9 protein-coding genes are annotated in these 23,274 nt (G+C 67.7%); 7 read left to right on the top strand and 2 right to left on the bottom strand.

The genetic code is table 11. The features are described 5' to 3' along the window. Positions 1-6 precede the first annotated feature (6 nt). The 3 genes from AT701_RS01880 (at position 7) to AT701_RS01890 (ending at position 2,515) form a co-directional block, all read left to right on the top strand. A complete protein-coding gene (locus AT701_RS01880; RefSeq protein ID WP_058125041.1) occupies positions 7-819 on the top strand; it encodes a GAP family protein in 813 nt (270 codons plus the stop codon). 101 nt (positions 820-920) lie between these two features. Beyond that, positions 921-1,331: a YciI family protein gene (locus AT701_RS01885; RefSeq protein ID WP_003891724.1), complete on the top strand. Its 411-nt coding sequence runs from the start codon at positions 921-923 to the stop codon at positions 1,329-1,331. 8 nt (positions 1,332-1,339) lie between these two features. Then, positions 1,340-2,515: an RNA polymerase sigma factor gene (locus AT701_RS01890; RefSeq protein WP_011726919.1), complete on the top strand. Its 1,176-nt coding sequence runs from the start codon at positions 1,340-1,342 to the stop codon at positions 2,513-2,515. A gap of 42 nt (positions 2,516-2,557) precedes the next feature. Here AT701_RS01890 and AT701_RS01895 read toward each other — a convergent pair whose 3' ends face one another. Further along, positions 2,558-4,393: an acyl-CoA dehydrogenase gene (locus AT701_RS01895; RefSeq protein ID WP_011726920.1), complete on the bottom strand. Its 1,836-nt coding sequence runs from the start codon at positions 4,391-4,393 to the stop codon at positions 2,558-2,560. A 237-nt stretch (positions 4,394-4,630) separates the two neighbouring features. On the opposite strand from AT701_RS01895, the gene AT701_RS01900 reads away from it, so the two are divergent. Continuing rightward, positions 4,631-5,719, top strand: coding sequence for an NAD(P)H-dependent amine dehydrogenase family protein (locus AT701_RS01900; protein ID WP_058125042.1), 1,089 nt, complete (start codon positions 4,631-4,633; stop codon positions 5,717-5,719). A gap of 10 nt (positions 5,720-5,729) precedes the next feature. Here AT701_RS01900 and AT701_RS01905 read toward each other — a convergent pair whose 3' ends face one another. Further along, positions 5,730-16,694, bottom strand: coding sequence for a type I polyketide synthase (locus AT701_RS01905; protein WP_058125043.1), 10,965 nt, complete (start codon positions 16,692-16,694; stop codon positions 5,730-5,732). Between the two features lie 242 nt (positions 16,695-16,936). Here AT701_RS01905 and AT701_RS01910 point away from each other — a divergent pair, with 242 nt between their 5' ends. The 3 genes from AT701_RS01910 (at position 16,937) to AT701_RS01920 (ending at position 23,219) form a co-directional block, all read left to right on the top strand. Then, entirely contained in the window at positions 16,937-18,358 is a 1,422-nt protein-coding gene (locus AT701_RS01910) for a condensation domain-containing protein (RefSeq protein ID WP_011726923.1), read from the top strand. 33 nt (positions 18,359-18,391) lie between these two features. After that, positions 18,392-21,400, top strand: a complete 3,009-nt coding sequence (locus tag AT701_RS01915) for an MMPL/RND family transporter (RefSeq protein ID WP_058125044.1) — start codon at positions 18,392-18,394, stop codon at positions 21,398-21,400. A gap of 109 nt (positions 21,401-21,509) precedes the next feature. After that, positions 21,510-23,219, top strand: coding sequence for an AMP-binding protein (locus tag AT701_RS01920; RefSeq protein ID WP_011726925.1), 1,710 nt, complete (start codon positions 21,510-21,512; stop codon positions 23,217-23,219). Positions 23,220-23,274 lie beyond the last annotated feature (55 nt).

A 23,274-nucleotide genomic window follows, 5' to 3' on the forward strand; every position in this document is an offset into this window, starting at 1 on the left:
TTCGATATGTGGAGCAACGTCCTGGGCATGGGATTCTTCATGTCGCTGAATCCCATGCTTCTGGGCTTCGTCCCGCTGCTGTTGTCACGGCCGAGGCCGGTGCCGAACCTGTTGGTGTTCTGGATCGGCGCCCTCATCGTCAACTTCCCGCTGATGCTGGTCCCGCTCGCCGCGATGCAACTGGTCCCCAGTTTTGCGGACCTCGCCGAAACCCTGACCACAGCGGAGCCCGGCTCGTCGGTCAAGCCGTTCCAACTCGGTGTGGGCATTTTCGCGCTGCTGGTCGGTGCTTGGATCGCCGTCCGGATGCGACTGAAGAAGCGCACACGCACTGTTGAACTGGCCCACGTCGGAGCGTCGTCGACGCTGGTGTCGGACGAGAAGCACGACCAGATGCCCGCAGCCGAGGCGGTCGCATCGCGGGGCTGGGTCAAGAGGACGATCGACAAGGTCACCTCGATCGTCGCGCCGATCCTCAAACGTGCGCGCGACGCGTGGGACAACGGGGCCCTGTGGGTGTCGCTGCTCCTCGGTTTCGCGTACATGATGCCGCCACCGATCGCACTTCTGGTCGACACCGTCATCGTGGGCGCCGATGTGCCGGTCGTGACGCAGGTGCTCGCCGTCAGCGCGTTCGTATTCGCGACACTGCTCGTCTTCGAGATCACGCTCTTGAGCTACGTAATCGCCCCGGCCAGGACTCAGGCGGTCCTGGAGCCGCTGCACGACTGGTCGCTCAAGCACCGGATGTCGATCCTGCTGATCCTGTTCATCGCAATCGGGATCTGGCAACTCGTCACCGGCCTGGGTATCGCGTGAGAATTTTCGGCCGCGATTTCGGCCGCGATGTCGAGAATGCGGTCATGGCTCCGTCCCCGAGGTGAACGACCAACTAGGGTCGCGAACGGGAGGAGAAACCCATGGCCAAGTACCTGCTTCTCAAGCACTACCGCGGCGCGCCGGCAGCGGTCAACGATGTGCCGATGGACCAGTGGGCACCGGACGAGATCGAGGCCCATCTCCAGTACATGAAGAGCCTCGCGACGCATCTGGAGAGCACCGGCGAGTTTGTCGACGCGCAGGCACTCGCCCCGACCGGGGCGTGGGTGCGCTACGACGGTGAGGGCAGACCGCCCGTCACCGACGGACCCTTCGCCGAGACCAAGGACCTCGTCGCCGGTTGGATGATCATCGACGTCGACTCGTACGAGCGGGCTGTCGAGGTGGCGGGGGAGTTGTCGGCCGCGCCGGGCGCCGGCGGAAAGCCGATCCACGAGTGGCTCGAGGTGCGGCCGTTCCTGGGTGATTCGGACGCCTGCCACGGGGAGTAGATCCGGCGATGGATCCGGCGGCCCTGCGGGACCTGATCCCCGGCGTCCTCGCGGCCCTCGTGCGCCGCGGCGTCGATTTCGCCACAGCCGAGGACGCGGTCCAGGAAGCCCTGATCAAGGCACTGGAAACATGGTCGACCGGCCGGGCGCCCGATGATCCGAAGGCCTGGCTGATCACGACCGCGTGGCGCCGGTTCATCGACGTCGCCCGCGCCGAGGCCGCGCGTCGTAGCCGCGAGCTACGGACCGCGGTCGAGGATCCGCAGGGTCCCACGGTTCCGGTGGACGACACGCTGCAGCTGTACTTCCTGTGTGCACACCCGAGTCTGAGCCCGGCGTCGGCCGTGGCGCTTACGCTGCGAGCGGTCGGCGGCCTCACCACCCGGCAGATAGCGAGGGCCTACCTGGTGCCCGAATCGACCATGGCCCAACGGATCAGCCGCGCCAAGCGCACGGTCAGCGAGGTCCGGCTGAACCGGCTGGGCAACCTCGGCACGGTGCTGAGGGTCCTGTACCTGGTGTTCAACGAGGGCTACACGGGCGACGTCGACCTTTCCGCCGAGGCGATCCGGCTGGCCCGCCAACTCGCGGCCGCCACCGACGCCCCGGAGGTCGCCGGATTGCTGGCACTGTTCCTGCTGCACGACGCCCGGCGACCGGCCCGCACGCGTGCCGACGGGACCCTGGTACCCCTCGCCGAGCAGGACCGCACGCTGTGGCGCCATGATCTGATCACCGAGGGTGTGGCCGTGCTGCAGGCCGCGCTGGCGGCCGACCGGCTCGGGGAGTACCAGGCACAGGCCGCGATCGCCGCGCTGCACGCCGACGCGAGGACTGCCGACGAAACCGACTGGGTGCAGATCGTCGAGTGGTACGACGAACTCGTTGCCCTCACCGACAGCCCCGTCGCGCGCCTCAACCGTGCGGTGGCAGTGGGTGAGGCCGACGGGCCGCGTGCGGGTCTGGCGGCCCTGGCCGAGCTCGACCCGGCGCTGCCGCGCCATACCGCGTCGGCGGCATATCTGCACGAACGTGCCGGCGACATCGCGCGTGCTGCCCAGCTGTACGTCGAAGCGGCCGACCAAGCGCATACCGTGCCGGAGCGAAATCACCTGCTGCTCAAGGCCGCCACGTTGCATCAGCGCCTCGGCTCACCGGGAGATGCAAAGAGGCTCCCGGGGTGACCCGGGAGCCTCTTCGGTGAAGCGTTGCCTCAGAACGCGCCTCTAGAACGCCGCCTCGTCCAACTCCATGACGTCGTTGTCGAGGTTCTCGATGATCTGGCGCGTGCTGGTCAGCAGCGGCAGCATGTTCTTGGCGAAGAACGACGCCGCGGCGATCTTGCCCTCGTAGAAGGACTTGTCGGCACCGGTGGCGCCTGCGTCGAGCTTCTCGATGGCCACCGCGGCCTGGCGTGCCAGCAGCCAGCCGGACAGCAGATCGCCGACCGCCATCAGGAACCGGACCGAGCCGAGGCCCACCTTGTAGATCGAGGCGGCATCCTCCTGCGCGGCCATCAGGTAGCCGGTCAGTGAAGCGGCCATGCCCTGGACGTCGGCGAGCGCGGTGGCGAGCAGTTCGCGCTCGGTCTTCAGGCGGCCGTTGCCGTTCTCGTTCTTGATGAACTGCTCGATCTCGCCCGCGACGTAGGCCAGTGCCTGACCCTTGTCACGGATGATCTTGCGGAAGAAGAAGTCCTGCGCCTGGATGGCAGTGGTGCCCTCGTACAGCGAGTCGATCTTCGAGTCGCGGATGTACTGCTCGATCGGGTAGTCCTGCAGGAAGCCGGAACCACCGAGGGTCTGCAGGCTCTCGGTGAGCTTGGCGTAGGCGGTCTCCGAGCCGAAGCCCTTGACGATCGGCAGCAGCAGATCGTTGACGCGTGCGGCGAGGTCGCCGTCGACGCCGTGCACGGCCTGGGCCACCTCGGCGTCCTGGAAGGTCGCGGTGTACAGGTAGATCGCACGCAGACCCTCGGCGTAGGCCTTCTGGGTCATCAGGCTGCGACGCACATCCGGGTGGTGCGTGATGGTCACGCGCGGTGCGGTCTTGTCGGTCATCTGCGTCATGTCGGCGCCCTGGACACGCTCCTTGGCGTACTCGAGCGCATTGAGGTAACCGGTCGACAGCGTGGCGATGGCCTTGGTACCCACCATCATTCGCGCCTGCTCGATCACGTCGAACATCTGCGCGATGCCGTTGTGCACCTCGCCCACCAGCCAGCCGACGGCGGGGATGCCGTGCTGACCCAGCGACAGCTCACACGTGGCCGAGACCTTCAGGCCCATCTTGTGCTCGACGTTGGTGACGAAAACGCCGTTGCGCTCACCGATCTCACCGGTCTCGTGGTCGAAGTGGAACTTCGGCACGAAGAACAGCGACAGACCCTTGGTGCCCGGTCCGGCGCCCTCGGGGCGGGCCAGCACCAGGTGCATGATGTTCTCGAACAGGTCGTCGGAGTCGGCCGAGGTGATGAATCGCTTCACACCCTCGATGTGCCAGGTGCCGTCAGGCTGCTGAACTGCCTTGGTGCGGCCCGCGCCGACGTCGGAGCCCGCGTCGGGTTCGGTCAGCACCATGGTGGCGCCCCAGCCGCGCTCGGCGGCGATGGTGGCCCACTTCTTCTGCTCGTCGGTGCCGTTGTTGTAGAAGATCTCGCTCATGCCCGGGCCCATGGCGTACATGTAGGCCGCAGGGTTGGCGCCGAGGATGTGCTCGATCAGGGCCCACTGCAGTGCACGCGGCATCGGGATGCCGCCGAGGTGCTCTGCGAGGCCGACCTTGTCCCAGCCGCCGTCGAACAGCGCACGCATCGACTTCTTGAAGCCCTCGGGCAGCGTGACGGTATGGGTTTCGGGATCGAACACCGGGGGATTGCGGTCACCCTCGACGAAGGATTCGGCGATCGGGCCCTCGGCCAGGCGCGCGATCTCGGTGAGCATCTCGCGGGCGGTGTCGGCATCCAGGTCGCTGAACTTGTCAGCGCCGAGCACCTTGTCCACACCGAAAACCTCGAACAGGTTGAATACCTGATCACGGACATTGCTCTTGTAGTGGCTCACTTTTCCTCCTCGACGAGAATGCCACTTGAGGTTGGGTACTCCGGATAAGTTACCCACCAGTAACTGCGGCCAACTATACCGTTCAGTAACTTCAACGCAAGCCCGGTGCTGGCAATTTCCGACCGCTGACCAACCCAACGGTTGATCGACCAGGCGTTCACGGTCGGGCACCCCTCCTGAAGTGCGCCTTCGTTCGAATGTGAGGATCGTCACGCGGCGCCTCGCTAGATTGGCTCAATGCGGCGGATCGCGGTGTGGGGAACGGGAAACATGGGGTCGACGGCCATCCGCTCGGCGGTGGCGTTCCCCGGACTCGAACTGGCGGCGGTCATCACGTCTTCGCAGGACAAAGTGGGTCGCGACGCCGCGATGTTCGCCGGTCTCGCCGAGCCGACGGGCGTCACCGCGACAGACGACGTCGACTCCGCGCTCGGCGCGTGCGATGCCGTCGCCTACATGGCCTCCGGTGACATCCGGCCCGAGGAGGCGATCGCTGACATCGAGCGCTGTCTGCGTTCTGGCAAACATGTCGTGACCCCCGCGCTGTACTCCCTCTACGACCCGCGGTCCGCCCCCGAACACTGGGTCGAGCGCCTCACCGACGCCGCGACGGCAGGCAACGCGACCCTTCTCGTCAGCGGTGTCGACCCGGGGTGGGCCAACGACGCGCTCGCGGTGACCGCGGCCGGACTGTGCACACGCATTCGCAGCATCCGGTGTCAGGAGATCTTCGACTACTCGACCTACGACCAGCCGTACGCCGTGCGCGTGCTGTGCGGCTTCGGGACACCCATGGGCCCGGACGATCCCGTGCCGATGATGCTGCTCCCGACGATCCCGACCATGGTGTGGGGCGGCAACGTTCGCATGATCGGCCGGGGGCTGGGACTGCAGATCGACGACATCACCGAGAAGGTGGAACGGCTGCCCTTGGCTCAGGCGTGCGAGAACGTGCTGGGCCGCTTCGAGACGGGCACGCAGGGTGCGTTCCGGGTGCAGGTGATCGGATGGGCGGACGGGGTCGAGCGCGTCGTCATCGACCACATCACGCGCATCGACCCGGCGTGCGCCCCGGACTGGCCGCAGCCCGACCAGGGTGCGGGGGATCACCGGGTGCTCATCGACGGGGATCCCCAGCTGAGCATCGTCGTGCGCGCCGACGTACCGGGCGGCACGCGGGCCGACGGCGGCAACACCACGGCAACCAACCGCCTTCTCGGTGCCATCGCCTGGCTGGCCGAACAGAAGCCCGGCATCTACGACGGCCTGGATGTGCCGTTGCATCCGCCGCTGCCGGCCGAGGCCGAGGCGACCCGCTGGGCCTGAGCCTGTCGGCTCAGGCCGTTTCGGGCGCCTCGGCGTCGGGCAGCTGACCCACGAGGTACTCCGCGAGCCCGCCGATGGTCGGGTAGTCGAACACCGCGGTCGCGTTGATGGTGAACTTGCCGCCGAACTGGCTGTGCAGCCGGTTGCGCAACTCGATCGCCATCAGGGAGTCCGTGCCGAGGTCCAAGAACCGGCTCGACGCCGCGGGCGGCGACGCGAGGCGCAGGAAGTTCTGCACCTCGCGCTGCAGGAACTCGGTGACGAACCCGGCGCGCTGCGGTATCGGGATCTCCATCAACTGCTTGAGCAGCTCGCTGTCACCCGTGGCCTCCCCGGCCGCGCTCGGCAGGACGAGGTCCAGGATCGGCGGACGCGCCGAACCGAGAACCTTCGCCGCGCGCTGCCAGTTGGCCTTGAGCACCGTCGCCTGTCCGGACCCGTTCGCGATGACCTCGGCCAGCGCGTGCAACGCGGCCGAGGGATCCAACGGGATCAGACCTTGGGCGGTGATGTTCGCGGTCGCGGCCTCCGACGACGCCATGCCGCCCTGACCCCACGGCCCGAAGTTGATGCCCGTGGCCACCAGACCCTGCGCGCGGCGCCTGGCGACCAGACCGTCGAGCATCGCGTTGGCGGTCGCGTAGTTGGCCTGCCCCGGTGAACCGAACAGGCTCGACACCGACGAGGACACGATGAAGAAGTCCAGGTCGTCGTCGCGCGTCAGGCGGTCCAGGTGGCTTGCGCCATAGGCCTTGGGCGCCAACGTGGTCCGGAAGCGCTCGGGGTTCTGCGCCGACAACAGCGCGTCGTCGAGCACGCCCGCCAGATGGGCGATTCCGGCCAGCGGAGGCAACTCGGCCCGTATCCGCGCGAGCAGATCGGCCACCTGTGCCTCGTCACCCACATCGGCCGCATAGGTGTGGATGCGGCACTTGTGGCGCTCGGTGATCTCGTCGATCGCCCGCCGGGCCGACTCGTCGGGCTCGCGCCGGCTGGTCAACACGATGTCGCCCGCGCCGAGCTGCGCCAGATACGCCGTCGTGTGCAGGCCGATCGCTCCGAGTCCGCCGGTGATCAGGTAGCTCCGATCGGGCTGTGGCTGAAGGGGTTTGGGGACCTGCAGCACGATCTTGCCGATGTGGCGCGCCTGCTGCATGCGCCGGAACGCCGACCGGGCCTCGGTGATCGGGTAGATCTCGGCGGGCAGTGGTGTCCACTCGCCGCGCGCCATCCCGTCGGACACCTCGGTGAGCAATGCGCGGATGCGATCGGGTTCGGTGAACATCACGGTGTCCAGCGCGACGATCTCGTACGCGATGTCGGGGCGGGCCTCGGCCATCTGCTCATGCGACCAGATGTCACGCTTGGCGATCTCGGCGAAGCGGCCGCCCTGCGCGGTGGCCTTCAGCGTCGCCTCGATGAAACCCTCGCTCGTGAGGCTGTTGAGCACCACGTCCACGCCGGCACCGTTGGTGTCCGCGAGGATCTGATCGGCGAAGTCCGTCGTCCGCGAGTCGTAGACGTACTTCACGCCCAGCCTGCGCAGGGTCGAGCGCTTGAAGGTGCTCGCGGTGGCGAACACCTCGGCGCCGAACTGCTGCGCCATCTGGATGGCCGCCAGGCCGACACCACCGCTGGCGGCGTGGATGAGCACCTTGTCTCCGGGCTTGAGCTGGGCCCAGTCGAACGCGAGCCGGACCGTCAGCGCCGCGGCCGGGATCGTCGCGGCCTCGACCGCGCCGATGCCGTCGGGAATCGGCGCCAGGAACTGGGCGGGCACGTTGAAGCGGCTCGCGAAGGCGCCCTGCATCGACCCGTACACGCGTTGGCCGATCTCGAGCCCGCTCACGCCGGCCCCCAATCGGGTCACGGTGCCTGCGAAGTCGCCGCCGATCGGTCCCGGATCACCCGGGTACAGGCCGAGCACGTTGAGCACGTCGCGGAAGTTGAGGCCCGCGGCCTCGACCCGAACCTGCACGTAGCCCTCGTCCGGCTCCGGCACGTCCGTCTGCATGAGGCGCAGGTTGTCGATCGCGCCCCGCTCGGTGGGCGCGAGGACGAAGTCGCCCCCGCGCGGCAGCGTGAGATGACCGCTGCGGGCCCACGGCAACAACCGTGATGCCAGCAGTTTGCCCTGCCGCACGGCGATTTCCGGTTCCTGGATGCCCGGTGCGGCCAGCAGAGCGGCCAGCAGGTCGACGGCCTCGGAAGATCCGTCACAGTCGACGAGCCGGCAGTGTAGCGCCGGTTCCTCGTTGATCGTCGTGCGGCCGAAGCCCCACAGCGCTGCCTGCACCGGGTCCACCGGCTCGCCGGATTCACATGCCACGCCGTGTTCGGTGACGATCCAGAGTCCGCCGGGCAGTTTCACGCTGCCGCCCTGCGCGGCGTGCACTGCGCTGAGCAGATTGGTGATCTCGGCCTCCAGACGGGCGGATTCGGCGGAGGCAGAACCCGATTCCTTCCGGCCCGCCGTCGCGCACCGCCACACGACGCCCGAGAATCCCGCGCCGCGCTCATGCGCCTGCGACAGCACCTCACCGAGGAGCTGCGGATCGGTGTTGCGGTCGACGGGGATGCAGCCGGGCACCTTCGCGGCCAGCTCGTCGAACCCGGCGATCAGCCACGTGCCGACCGCGTCGGCCGCCGATGGGGGCGGCGGCACCTCGTGCCACCCGAGCGTGTAGAGCAGGCGGGTCGCGTCACCCCCGAGGCCGCGCAGCAGTGCCTCGCGCGGCGCACGTTTGACGGTGAACTCGCGGATGCCGCCGAGCGCGCGCCCACCGAGGTCGACGAATTCGAGGTCGAACACCTGCGTTTCGCTGTCGAGCGCGCTGCGGTGCCACCGTGCCCGGCAGTAGAACCGCCGCGGCATCTTCTCCGCGAGCGTCACCTGCCCGTAGCGCAGCGGCAGGAACAGGTCGTTGACGCCCTGTTCGGCCGCGAGCAGCGCCGGGAACGCCGGGAACGCGACACCCGTGCACAGGTCCATCAGCACCGGGTGCATGGGCTCGGAGCCGAGTTGCTCGGCGAGTTCGGCGCCGACGAGGATGTCGCCGACGGCCTCACCGTCACCGAGCCACAACGATTTCAGCGAACCCGACCACGTCGGCCCCCACGCCAGTTCCAGATCGGCGAAGGTCTCGAACAGGTCCTGCGGGCGCATGCGCTCGAGACGCTCGATCACCTCGTCGACCGGATCCGACTGCTCGCGTTCGGCGGCCTCTGTATCGGCGTCGGAGTCGATGCCGGCCGTGTCGACCGTGCCCTCGGCGTTCAGCGACCAGTCCGCACCACGCTCACCGTACGGGCGGCTGTGGATCTGGAAGCTGAGCACGCTGCCACCGTCGGCAGGGTGCAACGTCAGCTGGACCTCGCGAGAGGCCTTCTCGGGCAGGATGATCGGCTCGTAGAAGAACACGTCCTTCAGGCGTGCCGGTGTGCCGACCGCGGCGAGCGCCATCGCCGCATACGTCGCGCCGGGGACGACGACGGTGCCGTAGATGACGTGATCGGCCAGCCACGGCTGCGATTTGACGGACAGCCGGCTCGTGTAGATGGTGTCGCCGGACGCCAGATCCTTGCCGCTGCCCAGGATTCCCGACGCCGCGGTCCCACCGTCGACGGCGATGCTCGAGGCCTTCGGCCAGAACCTGCGGCGCTGGAACGGATAGGTGGGCAACTCGACCGGGCGGCGTGGCTGCCGGTGCACCGCGGCGAAGTCGGGGCGGTGGCCGCCGACGTAGGCCGACGCCAGCGCATCGGCGATCTGTCGGCGATCGGCGACGCCCTTGCGCAGCGAGGCGACGGCCCGCGGGGCAGCCATGTGTTCGGGCCACACCTGTACCGCGGCCCCGGTCAGCACCGGTTGCGGGCCGATCTCCATCAGCACCGAGCAGCCGAGCGCGGCGACGGTGCGCACACTCTCGGCGAACTGCACGGGCTGGCGGGAATGCCTGCGCCAGTACTGCGCGTCGAGCGGGGTCTGCCCGGTGAGCACGGCCCCGGTCCGGTTGCACACCAAAGGCAGTGTCGGCGCTGCGAACTGGAACTGGGCCGCGTAGGCCTCGAACTCGTCGAGCACGGGATCGAGCAGTTCGGAGTGGAACGCGTGGCTGGTCGCCAGCCACGTGCAGCGGATCCCCTCGTCCTCGAACCTCTCGACGATCTCTTCGAGGTCCTCGCCGGGACCCGAGAGCACGGTGTTGGGGCCGTTGTAGGCGCCGACCGACACCCGGGGGAACTCACCGGCCACCTGCTCGACGTGTTCGGCGTCGGCGAACACGGCCACCATTCGGCCGCCTTCGGGAAGGCTGCCGAACATGCGGCCGCGCTCGGCCATCAGTCGTGCGCCGTCGTCAAGGCTGAACACGCCCGCCACGCAGGCCGCGGCGTACTGGCCGACGCTGTGCCCCAGCACCACATCGGGTTCGATGGCCCATGACTGCCACAGCCGCGCCAGACCCATCTCGACCGCGAACAGCGCGGGCTGCGCGAACGACGTGTGCTGCAGCAGGTCCGCGGTTTCGCGGTCGGTCGCGAACAGCACGTCCAGCAGTGGTCGCGGCAGCATGTCGGCGACCGCCTCGGCGCACTGCCGAACGGTCTGGGCGAAAACCGGTTGCGTGTCGAACAATTCGCGGGCCATGCCCGGGTACTGGCTGCCCTGTCCGGTGAACAGCCATGCCGTCGTCGGACGGTGCACATGCTCGCCGCGCACCACGCCCGCAGGAGTGCGCCCCTCGGCGAGCGCGGCGAGACCCTCGCGTGCCCGCTCGACCGAGTCGACCACCAGGGCTGCGCGGTATTCGAAGTGCGAACGGCCCACGCCCGCGGTGTGGCACACGTCGGCGATGTCGAGGCCGGGCGTCGCGCTCAACCAGTCGTCGTAGCGCCGCGCCAACTCCACGAGCGCCTCGGGCGACCGCGCCGACAGCGCCAGCACCTGCGGCGAGTCGTCGGTCCCGGCCTCCGCGGTGGCGGCCGGTTCCACGGGCGCAGCGTCGGCGGTGTGCAGTTGCGGCGGGGCCTCCTCGACGAGCACGTGCGCGTTGGTGCCGGTGAACCCGAACGAACTGACACCGGCACGGCGCACCCGGCCGTTGGTCTGCCACGGCACCGGTTCGTCGATCACCCGCACCGGCAATGCGTCCCACGGGATGTGCGGTGACGGATTCTCGAAGTGCAGGCTCTGCGGCAGCACCCCGTGTTGCAGTGACAGCACCACCTTGATCAGACCCGCTGCACCCGAGGCGGATTCGGTGTGCCCGATGTTGGTCTTCACCGATCCCATCAGCAGCGGCCGGTCGGCGTCACGCCCGGCGCCGTACGCGGCCGCGGCGGCCTGCACCTCGATCGGGTCACCGAGGGGCGTACCCGTGCCGTGTGCCTCGAGGTAGTCCACATCGGCGCCGCTCAGTCCGGCGCGGGCCAGCGTCGCCTCGATGAGCCGTTGCTGCGCACCGCCGTTGGGGACGGTCAACCCGCTGGAGGCGCCGTCCTGGTTCACCGAGCTCGCAGGGATCACCGCGCACACCCGGTCGCCGTCACGCACGGCGTCGCTGAGGCGCTTGAGCACCAGGACGCCGCAGCCCTCACTGCGCACATACCCGTCGGCGGACGCGTCGAACGTCTTGCACCGGCCCACCGGCGACAGCATCCGCGCGCGTGAGGCCGCGACCACGGTGACGGGGCTCAGCAGCACGTTGACGCCTCCCGCGAGGGCCAGATCGCAGTCCCCGGACTGCAGTGCCTGACATGCCTGATGGACCGCGACCAGAGCCGAGCTGCACGCGGTGTCGACCGCGACGGCAGGACCTTCGAAGCCCAGCGCGAACGCCACGCGACCGGAGATCGCGTTGAGCGCATTGCCCGTGATGAAGTGCGGCTCGATCTTGTCGATCGACTCGGCCGACAGCAGATGCGCGTACTCGTTGGCGGCAACACCGGTGAAGACACCCGTGCGGCTGCCCCGGAGGTCCGAAGGTGCGTAGCCGGCCCGCTCGAGACCCTCCCACACCGTCTCGAGCATGAGGCGCTGCTGCGGCTCGATCCACACGGCCTCACGCGGTGAGATGCCGAAGAACTCGGGATCGAATCCGTCGATGCCGTCGAGGAATCCGCCGAACCGCGTGTAGGTCTTGCCCGGGGTGTCCGGATCGGGGTCGTAGAACTCGTCGATGTCCCAGCGGTCCTCGGGGACCTCTCGGATGGCATCGACACCACCGGCGAGCAGCTCCCAGAACGACTCCGGGTCGGGTGCGCCGGGGAAGCGGCAGGACACCGCGACGATCGCGATGGGATCGTCGGTTCGCGCGGTCACGGTCGACGCCTGCCGCACGTTGGTCTGCTCGCCCAACCCGAGTACCTCGACCAGCAGGTAGTCGGCCGCGTCGGACAACCGCGGATGATCCATCACGAGCGTGACGGGAATGTCCTTGCCGACACCCTGCTCGATGCGCCGCCGCAGTTCGACGGCCATCAGGGAGTCCATCCCGAGGTCGAAGAACCCGGCCTCATCGCGGATCTCGTCGGCGTCGACCCGTGTGACCTCGGCGACCGCGTTGCGCAGGTAGTTCGTGATGAGGCTTTTGCGTTGCTGCACAGGCGCTTTGGTCAACTGCTCGACGAGCGGTGGTTTCCCGGGCACCGTCGCGGGCGCAGCAGCGCCGGTTGCCGCTGCGGGCAATTCGCTTTCGAGTTCCGACAGGAACGCGCGCCGGCCTGCCTGCTGGTACAGCGGCAGGAAACGTGACCAGTCGATCTTGGCGACGACTCCCTGAACGGGGCCGGCCACGACGTCGGCCATGCCTGCGAGGGCCTCGGCGGGCGACAACGTCCGCACGCCTCGCTGCTCGAGGCGGGCACGTGATTCGGCGTCGGCCATGCCCGCGGCCCACGGCCCGAAGTTCACGCTGACAGCGGTGACACCCCGCTCGCGCAGTCGCCACGCCAGACCGTCGAGAAACGCGTTCGCCGCGCCGTAGGCGGTCTGCCCGAATCCGCCCCACACCGACGCGATCGACGATGTGCTGACGAAGAAGTCGAGATCGGTGCGAAGATCTGTCAGGGCCTCGCTCAGATGCCAGGCGCCCCAGACCTTCCCGGCGAAGACGCGATCCACCTCGGCGTCGTCGAGGCCGCTCAGCGGCGTGGTGCCGATCTCGCCCGCGGCGTGCACGATGCCGGCCAGCGGCGGGAGTTCGGCGGCGACGGTGGTCATGAGGCGCGCGACGTAGTGCGCGTCGGCGACATCGGCGGTGATCACCCGGACGTCACATGCGTACTGCTCGCGGAGACCGTCGAGGCGCCGGCGCGCGTCGTCGCCCGGTTCCCGTCGACTCGTCAGCACCACATGACCGGCACCGTGGGAGGCCAGGTAGCCGGCGACCTCGAGCCCGATCGCCCCGAGACCGCCCGTCACCAGATAGGTGCGGTCCTCCCGCACCGCCAGGGGGGTGTCGCTCGGCTCGCCGGTCCGGCGGACCAGTCGGGGTGCGTACACGGCGTCCCCGCGCAGCGCGATCTGGTCCTCACCGTCGCGCGGTGACGTGATCCGCGCGATGAGCCGCGGCCACTCGGTGTCCGCACCGGAGAGGTCGGCGAGGCCACCCCAGATGTGCGGGAGTTCCAGGGCCGCCGCGCGGCCGAATCCCCACAGGCAACTCTGTTCCGGCACAACGGTGTCGGTGTCGGTGACCCGCTGCCCGTCACGTGTCACCAACCAGATGGGGCTGCGCAGTTCCGCGTCGTTCGCGGCGCGGAACAGGCGCCGCAGCCCACCAAGGGTTCGGTGCTGCACGCGCAGCAGGTCCCGCATCGGGGCAGCGGCACCGTCTCCTGCCGCGATGTGCACGACGTACAGCTCACCGGCCGACGCAGCGCGCAGCGTATCGACCAGCTGGGCCTCGTCGGCGTCGGAGCCGGGCAGCGCGACGATCTGGTGGCGATGACCGCCTGCGGTGAGCGCATCGGCGAACTCCAGGACGGCAGCGGTGTCGTCGCCGACCAGGATCCAGTCGGCTGCCGCGCCCGTGCTCGCGGCGGCCGAAGCGATCGCGTCCCAACGGATCTCGTACCGCGCATCAGGGTCGACGTGTGTGGACCGCTGCTGGTTGTGGCGCGCCGCGAGCTTGTTCAGCACGCGCAGGGTCTGCTCGTCGACGGTCTCGCCGTCGATGAGGGCGGCGAGTTCCTCGATCTGGCCGTCTTCGAGAAGTCGGACGGCCTGTGTGCGGTGAGGCGTGACGGAACCGGCGCTCGCGGTCTGGGTGTCACGGTCGATCGCACGGTTGTCCGAGAACCAGAACTGGCGATGCTCGAAGGGATATGTGGGCAGGTCGAGTTTGCGCGCGTCCGGTTGCCGGAACGCGCGGAAATCGGGCAGATGTCCCGCGGCATAGGCGGCGGCGACGGCCTCGGTGATCTGCCGGTGATCGGCCGTGGTGGGCCGCAGCGACGCGAGCACCTGCGGCGTGGTGGCCGGGTCGGGCCATGCTGCCAGCGCGGTGGCGGTGAGCACGGGCCTGGGCCCTATCTCCAGCAGCACCCTGCAGTTCATGTCGGCGAGGGTGCGGACGCTCTTGGCGAACTCGACAGGCTGGCGTGCGTGCCGCCGCCAGTAGGCACCGTCGAGCCTGGTGCTCCGCCCGAGCGCGGACCCGGTGCGGTTGTCGATCAGGATACGTTGCGGTTCACGGTATTCGAGCTTCTGGGCGAACGACTCGAAATCGTCGAGAATCGGGTCGAGCAGTGCCGAGTGGAAGGCGTGGCTGGTGTCCAGCCAGTCGCACCGCACACCGTCGGCCACCAATGTGGCCACGGCGGATTCGAGATCCTTTGCGGGACCGGACAATACGGTGTTGGCACCGTTGTACGCGGCAACCGACAGGCTGGGGTACTCGTCGGTGAGGCGCTCTGCACGCTCGGGGGCGGTGAAAACCGCCGCCATGCGTCCACCCGCGGGCAGGCTGCCGAACAATCGGCCGCGCTCGGCGATCAGTCGTGCGCCGTCCTCGACGTCGAACACACCCGCCACACAGGCGGCCGAGTACTGCCCGACACTGTGTCCGACCACCACGTCGGGTTCGAAGCCCCAGGACTGCCAGAGCCGGGCCAGGCCCAATTCGACGGCGAACAGCGCGGGTTGCGCATAGGTCGTGTGCCGCAGCGGCGATTCGGTGTCACCATCCAACTCGTCGGCGTCGAAAATGACGTCGAGCAAAGGCTTTTCGAGGATATCTGCGACGGCCTCGGCGCATTTCCTCACGGTTTCGGCGAACACCGGTTCGGTGTCGAACAACTCACGCGCCATTCCGGGGTACTGGCTGCCCTGTCCGGTGAACAACCACGCGGTCTTGGGTGCCTCGTGGGATTCACCGCGGACCAGGCCGGGCGCCGGACGGTCGTCGGCGAGCGCGCCGAGCAGTTCGATGGCCGATTCCCGCGAGTTGACCACCAACGCGGCACGCTGCTCCAGGTGGGCACGTGCGGTTCCCGCGGTGTGGGACACGTCGGCCAGGCGGGCCTGCGGGTGGGCGCGCAGCCAGTCGCGGTACTCACCGGCGAGTCGGACCAACGCCTCGGGCGTGCGTGCCGACAGCGGAAGGACGCTGTAGCGCCTCGGATCCTCGACAGGCTCTGTCGTCGCCGGTGTTCCGACGGCGGGCGCCTCTTCGAGGATGACGTGCGCGTTGGTCCCGGCAAACCCGAATGAGCTCACCCCGGCGATCCGCGGCTTGCCGTTGCGCTGCCAGGGAACGGTCTCTCTCACCACCTCGATGGGTAGACGCTCCCACGGGATGTGGGGCGACGGAGTCTCGAAATTGAGGTGCTTGGGCAACGTCTCGTTCTCGAGCGCCATGACCACCTTGATGACACCGGCGATGCCCGCGGCCGCTTCCAGATGGCCGATGTTGGTCTTCGCCGAGCCGATCAGCAGCGGTTCTGTGCGTCCGGCCCCGAGCACCTCGCCCGCGGCCTGGGCCTCGATGGGGTCGCCAAGTGAGGTTCCGGTGCCGTGCGCCTCGAGATAACCGACATCGGCCGGTCGCAGGCCGGCGCGCTTCAACGCGTCGGCGATAACCCGTTGCTGAGCAACGCCGTTCGGCACGGTCAGCCCGCCCGACGCCCCGTCCTGGTTGATTGCGCTTCCGCGGATCACCGCGCGGATCCGGTCGCCGTCGCGCACCGCGTCCTCGAGGCGCTTGACCACGACGACACCGCAGCCCTCGCCGCGCACGTAGCCGTCGGCCGCCGCGTCGAAGGTCTTGCACCGGCCGTCCGGAGCCAGCATGTGCGCGTTGGAGAACGTGATCATGGTGGCCGGGGTGAGCAGGACGTTCGCCCCGCCGGCCAACGCGAGATCGCACTCGTTCAGGCGAAGTGCCTGACACGCCTGGTGAATCGCCACCAGCGACGAACTGCACGCGGTGTCGACCGCCACCGCCGGTCCCTGCAATCCCAGGCGGTAACTGATCCGTCCGGCCGCAGCGGCATTGGAGGTTCCGATGGCCATGTAGGCCTCGATCTCGGGGTAGGTGAGTTCGTCGGAGGCCATACCGAGGTAGTCGTGGGTGGCCAGGCCGACGAAGACGCCCGTGTTGCTGTTGGCCAGCGACGTCGGCGCGATTCCCGAGTGTTCGACCGCGCGCCACGCGGTTTCCATGAGAATCCGGTGCTGCGGGTCCATCAGACGTACCTCGCGGGCGGACATACCGAAGAACGGCGCGTCGAAACCCGTTACGTCATCGACGAACCCCGCGCGGCGCGTGACGACCTTGCCCGGTGTCGACGGGTCCGGGTCGAAGAACTCCTCGATGTCCCAGCGGTCTTTCGGAACATCGGATATCGCTTCACGCCCGTCCCGCAACAACGCCCAGTATTCCTCGGCGCTCGCCGCGCCGGGAAAACGTGCGGCGTAGCCGATGATTGCGAAGCTCGGGGTCGGCTCGATCGGATGTTCGGCAGAGACCATGCCGTTGTCCTCCCTAGAATCGGCGGCGACGATGTGACCTTGCGGGGACATGTCGCGCCGGAAGATCAACTTTCCCCCCGACGGACACTATGGCACGCGTGTCGAGCTTATGTGCGTCGTGTCGTCCGCCGTTCCGACCCTAGGGGCGGCCACCGACGGCCGGTCCGGAGTATGTTGTTCCCGCAGCGGCTCCAGCCGCGCCGGGGGGCCGGCTGAACGGGAATTATTGGGAAGGACCACGTTTGCGAATCGGCAAGATCACGGTTGGCCCACTCGATGAATGGTCGCTCAAGCCGGGCACGGTCACTTCCTGGCAACCGACGGCCGCCGCGCGCGAAGTGGCGCGACAGGCGCCGGTCAGTTCGGTTCCCGTGAGCTACATGCAAGAGCAACATCTGCGTAACTTCTGCGAACGCACCGCCGCGGGATTGAATTTCTCCAGACAGATCATCGCGAGTTGTGAAGTACCGGGCCAATGCGACATTTCCGCGATGGATCACGCCGTCAACTCATACCTGCGAAGGCACGACACGTTCCGCAGTTGGTTCGAGGACGCGGGCGACGGGAAATTCATCCGGCATTCCATCGAGAACCCGGACGACATCGAATTCGTTCCTGTCGAACACGGTGCGATGTCGATCGACGAGATCCACGCCCATGTGACCGACATACCGACTCCGTTGGAGTGGGCATGCTTCACGTTCGGGGTCATCCAGAGCGAGGACCATTTCACGTTCTTCGCGGCCATGGACCACGTCCACGGCGACGCGACCCTGATCGGCACGACAATGCTCGAAGCCAACGGCATGTATTCGGCGCTCAGCGGCGGCGGCGAGGCGCTGGTTCTTCCCGAAGCGGGCAGCTTCGACGATTTCTGTATTCGAGAACGTGAACGCACCGCGGATCTGACCGTCGACTCGCCCGAGGTCCGCGCCTGGATCGAATTCGCGGAAGACAACAATGGCGGCTTTCCCGAGTTCCCGCTTCCGCTGGGGAATCCGAAGAAATCGACCAGTAGCGACATGACGTCGGAAATCCTGCTGGACCCCGCGCAGACGGAACGTTTCGAATCGGCATGCAACGCGGCCGGGGCGCGTTTTGTCGGTGGTCTTTTCGCGTGCCTGGCGCAGGTGGAACACGAGTTGACCGGTGCACTCACGTATTACGGGCTCACTCCGCGTGACTCGAGAAATGCCACCGACAATTTCATGACGCAGGGCTGGTTCACGGGTCTCATCCCTATCACCGTTCCGATCGGTGCGGCGTCATTCACCGAAGCCGCCGGATCCGCCCAGAGATCTTTCGACGCCAATCTGAACATGGCGAAAGTCCCGTATTACCGGGTGCTGGAGTTGGCCCCGTCGCTGCGGTGGCCGCAACCCAATTTCCCTGTGTCGAATTTCTTCCACGGTGGCGCCGCGCCACTCAACGCCGTTCTCGCCGCGGCCGACATGGGACTCGCGAACAACATCGGGATCTACCCCGACGGCCGCTACTCGTATCAGCTCACCATCTACATATTCCGGTATGGCGAGGGCACCGCCATGGCAATCATGCATCCCGACAATTCAGTCGCCAGAAAGTCGGCCACCCGCTACATGGAGACGATGCGCTCGGTAGCCGGTCAGGTGGCCGACAGTGGTAACTGGGGGCGCGTCGCATAGCGTGCGACGGGATGAGGGCGATATGCGGGCGACATGCGTAAGCTAGCCGATCTTGTGGTGCGGTGGCCCCTGGTGGTGATCGGGGTCTGGCTCGCGATGGCCGTCGCCCTGCCGCTGTCGTTCCCGTCCCTCGGCGAGATGGCCGAGAAGCACCCGCTGCAGGTCCTTCCCGCCGAGGCCCCCTCGAGCGTCACGGCCGCGAAAATGGCCGAGGCGTTCCAGGAATCGGGCAACGACGACCTGATGCTGGTCGCGCTGATCAACGACAAGGGCCTGACACCCGACGACGAGGCCGTCTACCGCAAGATCGTCGACGCACTGCGCGGTGATCTGATCAACGTGGTGTCGGTGCAGGACTTCATCGGCACGCCACAACTCCGGCCGTTTCTGACCAGCCAGGACAAGACCACCTGGGTGCTGCCTGTCAGCCTTGAGGGCGAACTCGGCACGCCGCGCGCCTTCGAATCGTTCAACCGCGTCTCAGAGATCGTCGAGCACACCGTCGACCAGAACGCCGCGGACGGCGCGCTGCAGGTGCACATCACCGGTCCGGCGGCGACCGTCGCCGACCTGACCGTCGCGGGCCAGCAGGATCGTCTGCCCATCGAGATCGCGATCGCGGTGCTGGTGCTCGGCGTGTTGCTGCTGGTGTACCGCAACGTCGTCACCATGCTCTTGCCTCTGGTGACCATCGGATCGTCGCTGATCATCGCGCAGTCCGTGGTGGCCGGCTATTCAGAGCTCACGGGATCCGGCGTCTCCAATCAGTCCATGGTGTTCCTCAGTGCCATCATGGCCGGCGCGGGGACGGACTACGCGGTGTTCCTGATCAGCCGCTATCACGACTTCCTGCGCTCGGGTCACGGTTACGACGCGGCGGTCCGTGCGGCCATGATCTCGATCGGCAAGGTGATCGCGGCGTCGGCCACCACGGTGGGGCTGACGTTCCTTCTGCTGAGTTTCGCCAAGATGGGCGTGTTCAGAACCGTGGGCGTCGCCGCGGCGATCGGCATCGCGGTCGCATTTCTCGCCGGCGTGACACTGCTTCCGGCGATTCTGGTGCTGGCCGGGCCGCGCGGCTGGGTCAAACCGCGCCGCGAACTGACCACGCGGTTCTGGCGCAGGTCCGGTATCCGCATCGTGCGTCGCCCGGTCCCACACCTCGTGGGCAGTGTGCTCGTGCTGGCCCTGCTGGGGGGCTTCACGCTCGTGGCGCACTACAACTACGACGACCGCAAGGTGGTCTCGCCGGACGCGTCGAGTTCAATCGGATATGCCGCGCTGGAGCAACATTTCCCCATCAGCCAGTCCATCCCCGAGTACATCTTCATCCAGTCGCCGCACGATCTGCGCAACCCGCGAGCACTCGCCGACCTGGAACAACTGGCCTCACGCGTTGCGCAACTGCCGGACGTGGGCCTGGTCAGCGGCATCACCCGGCCGCTGGGCGAGGTGCCGCCGGAGTTCCGAGCGACGTTCCAGGCCGGCATCGTCGGTGACCGGCTCGCGGACGGTTCGACGCAGATCGACCAACGCACGTCCGACCTCAACCGGCTGACCTCCGGCGCGAAGACACTGGCCGACAGCCTCGCCGACGTGCGAAGCCAGATCAACCAGATCGCGCCCAGCATCCAGAGCCTGGTCGACACGTTCTCGTCGGTGCGCACCGAGTACGGCGGCGACAAGCTGGTTCGCGACGTCGACACCGCGGCCAAGCTCGTCGCGAGCGTCAACGCGCTCGGCAATGCCATGGGCATCAACCTCGCCGCGGTCAAGGACATGTTCGCGTGGATCGGTCCGGTCCTTGCGGCCCTGCAGGGCAACCCGGTGTGTGACGCCAATCCGTCGTGCTCGGCGACGCGCGCGCAGTTCGAGCGTGTTCTCGACCCCAGCAACGAAGGCAATCTCAACCAGATCAACCAACTCGCCCAGGAGTTCCAGGGCGTCGAGGATCGCGAGACCCTCAACTCGGCGGTGAAGAAGCTCAACGCCGCCATGGCGAATGTCGCCAAGGCCGTCGACGCCATGGGACTCGACAAACCCGGCGGCACGCAGAAGGGCCTGAAGGATCTGCAGCAGGGTGCCAGCCGTCTGGCGGGTGGCAGCCGAGAGGTGGCCGGCGGGGTCGACGAACTGGTCAAGCAGGTGAAGGTGATCGCCGCGGGCCTCAACGAGGCGTCGACGTTCCTGCTGACGATGCGCAACAACGCGGCCGACCCGTCGCAGGCCGGGTTCAACATCCCGCCCGAGGTGTTCGGGCTCGAGGATTTCAAGAAGGCCTCCGCGGCCTACATCTCACCGGACGGGCATTCGGTGCGCTATCTGGTGCAGACCAAGCTCAACCCGTTCAGCGCCGAGGCGATGGACCAGGTCAACCAGATCGGTGACATCGCGCGCGGCGCGCAGCCCAACACCACGCTGGCCGACGCCGAGATCTCGATGGGTGGGTTCCCCGTCGCCTTGCGGGACACGCGGGACTACTACCAGCAGGACATCCGGTTCATCATCATCGCGACGCTGATCGTCGTGTTGCTGACGCTGACGGTGCTGCTGCGCACGGTCATCGCCCCCCTGTATCTCGTGGGCTCCGTGGTGGTCTCGTACTTCGCCGCGATCGGCCTCGGTGTCCTGATGTTCCAGGTCGTGCTCGGCCAACAGCTGCACTGGAGTGTGCCGCCGCTGGCGTTCGTCGTCCTGGTGGCGGTGGGCGCCGACTACAACATGTTGTTCGTGTCGCGGCTACGCGACGAATCTCCGCACAGCGTGCGGTACGGCGTCATCCGCACCCTAGGTTCGACCGGTGGCGTGATCACCGCGGCGGGACTCATCTTTGCCGCGTCGATGGCCGGGCTGTTGTTCTCCAGCATCGGGCTCGTGGTGCAGGGCGGTTTCGTGATCGGGGTGGGAATCCTGCTGGACACCTTCGTGGTTCGGACCATCACGGTGCCCGCGATCGCTTCGCTGGTGGGCCGGGCGAACTGGTGGCCGGGGCAGATCGGGACATCGCCGTCGAACTCGCGGGCGCCGGCAGAGGTGACCTGACGCGCGTCCGAGCGGTGACGCGAAGGTACATATGTGAGACTACGAAGCACACGCGATCCCGGAGGACACGCTGAATCAGCCCGCGTCAACTCAGTCATCAATACTGTCGATGCTGCACGGCCGTGCCAGCCTGCGTCCCGACGACATCGCGTTCACCTTCACCGACTACGACGGTGATCCGTCGGGCGTCGCGCAGAGCCTGACGTGGTCCGTGCTGGCGCGTCGAACGATCAACGTGGCCAGAGAGATCCGGCGCCACGGCGCCGTGGGGGACCGGGCTCTGATACTCGCGCCGCAGGGACTCGAATACATCCTCGCGTTCCTGGGATCGATGCAGGCCGGACTCATCGCGGTACCGTTGCCGTTGCCGCATCGGGGGTCGGGACACGACCGGGTGAGTGCGGTGTTCGCCGACACCGAGCCGACGGTCGTGCTCACGACGTCGGCAGCCGCCACCGACGTCGCCGAATTCGTCGCGTCGTCGCGCACCGATCCGGCGATCATCGAGATCGATTCGCTTGCTCTGGATTCCGACTACTCCGGCGCGGAAACCGATCTCGGTCCGGTCGGGCTGTCCGACATCGCCTACCTGCAGTACAGCTCCGGATCGACGCGGCTGCCGACCGGGGTCATGATCTCGCACCGCAACCTCACCGCGAACTTCGACCAGTTGATGCGGAGTTTCTTCGCCAGGTCGCCGCTTCCGCAGGATGCGACGCTCGTGTCGTGGCTGCCCTTCTATCACGACATGGGCCTGGTGCTGGGGGTGTGCGCGCCGATCCTGTGCGGGCGCCACGCACAGCTCACGAGCCCGGTGGCGTTCCTGGAACGTCCGGCCCGGTGGGTGCGGGCGCTCGCCGAGAATCCACACGCCTGGTCGTCGGCACCCAACTTCGCGTTCGACCTCGCGGCACGCAGGACCAGCGACGAGGATCTGGCCGGGCTGGACCTCGGCGGGGTGGTGGGCATCATCAGCGGCGCCGAACGCGTCGAATCGGCCACGCTGCGCCGCTTCGTGGACCGCTTCGCGCACTTCAACTTTCGTGACCACATGATGCGTCCCGCGTACGGGCTGGCGGAGGCCACGGTGTTCGTGGCCTCGGGCATCTGGGACGAGGATGCGCCGGCCGGGTACTTCGACGCCGAAGCGCTGAGCGCGGGCCGGGTCAGTCCCAGCGCGCCGCGCAAGGGCACCGCACTGGTGAGATACCAGGTGCCGCAGTCACCTTCGCTGCGAATCGTCGACGTCGACACGCGCCGCGAGACCCCGCCGGGTGTGGTGGGAGAGATCTGGGTGCACGGCGACAACGTCGCCTCCGGGTACTGGGGCAAACCGGCGGACGAGAGCACGTTCGGCGCAACACTTCTCGACCCGTCGCCGGGTACGCCCGATGGCCCGTGGCTGCGCACGGGTGACCTGGGGTTCGTCCATGCCGGCGAACTGTACGTCGTCGGACGCATCAAGGACGTCCTGATCATCCGGGGCCGCAACCACTATCCCGAGGATATCGAGGCCACGGTGCAGGCCATCACCCACGGCAGGGTGGCGGCCATCTCGGTTCCGGTGAACAGCACCGAGGAGTTGGTGACCGTCATCGAACTCAAGAAGCCGGCCGACCTCGACGCCGAGGCCATCCGTCGGTTCGGCGAGGTCAAGAGCAACGTCACCGCCGCGGTGGCGAACGCGCACGGCCTGAGCGTGGCGGATCTGGTTCTCGTGCCGTCGGGTTCGCTCCCGACCACCACGAGCGGCAAGATCCGGCGTGCGGCCTGTGCAGAGCAGTACCGGCAGAAGCAGTTCGTCAGGTTGGACGGCTGAGTTCCTCAGTGAGGCGGGGTATGGTTCGCAAGCAGTACAGCCGAGTGGGTGGGAG

Source organism: Mycolicibacterium smegmatis, assembly GCF_001457595.1.
GTDB lineage: Bacteria > Actinomycetota > Actinomycetes > Mycobacteriales > Mycobacteriaceae > Mycobacterium > Mycobacterium smegmatis.

What these genes read in the sequence shown, in the direction of transcription:
- AT701_RS01900 (WP_058125042.1), top strand. Translation starts at nt 4,631, where the DNA reads ATGCGGCGGATCGCGGTGTGGGGAACGGGAAACATGGGGTCGACGGCC.
- AT701_RS01915 (WP_058125044.1), top strand. Translation starts at nt 18,392, where the DNA reads ATGCGTAAGCTAGCCGATCTTGTGGTGCGGTGGCCCCTGGTGGTGATC.
- AT701_RS01920 (WP_011726925.1), top strand. Translation starts at nt 21,510, where the DNA reads ATGCTGCACGGCCGTGCCAGCCTGCGTCCCGACGACATCGCGTTCACC.
- AT701_RS01885 (WP_003891724.1), top strand. Translation starts at nt 921, where the DNA reads ATGGCCAAGTACCTGCTTCTCAAGCACTACCGCGGCGCGCCGGCAGCG.
- AT701_RS01890 (WP_011726919.1), top strand. Translation starts at nt 1,340, where the DNA reads ATGGATCCGGCGGCCCTGCGGGACCTGATCCCCGGCGTCCTCGCGGCC.
- AT701_RS01905 (WP_058125043.1), bottom strand. Translation starts at nt 16,694, where the DNA reads ATGGTCTCTGCCGAACATCCGATCGAGCCGACCCCGAGCTTCGCAATC.
- AT701_RS01880 (WP_058125041.1), top strand. Translation starts at nt 7, where the DNA reads ATGTGGAGCAACGTCCTGGGCATGGGATTCTTCATGTCGCTGAATCCC.